The organism is Stenotrophomonas sp. SrG (assembly GCF_050031795.1).
GTDB classification, from domain to species: domain Bacteria; phylum Pseudomonadota; class Gammaproteobacteria; order Xanthomonadales; family Xanthomonadaceae; genus Stenotrophomonas; species Stenotrophomonas rhizophila_A.
In genome coordinates, this window is the sequence record NZ_JBNBBE010000744.1 from 1 (window position 1) to 246 (window position 246).

Here is a 246-nt window from a genome sequence, read left to right on the forward strand (position 1 = left end):
CGTCCAGCACGATCAGGTCCACGTCACAGGTCTCCAGCGTGGCGCGCATCTCGCGCCCGTCGGCCGCCTGGCTTACGCGCAGGCCGTTGCGGCGCAGGGAGTCGCCGACCAGCTGGCGGATATCGGCGTCGTCATCGACAACCAGTATGTGGTCGGTGTGGGTGCTCAGGCCTGCTCCGCGTGGTGGCCATCGGCGACCCGCTGCGGGCCCGTGGACGCATGGTATCGCCGCCGGCGCGGTGCTGA

1 protein-coding gene is annotated in these 246 nt (G+C 70.7%); it reads right to left on the bottom strand.

The window, feature by feature from the left end; all coding sequences use genetic code 11:
- On the bottom strand, positions 1–226 hold a 226-nt coding region (locus tag ACQG3P_RS21540), incomplete at its 3' end, for a response regulator (RefSeq protein ID WP_426806193.1).
- Between the last annotated feature and the right edge of the window lie 20 nt (positions 227–246).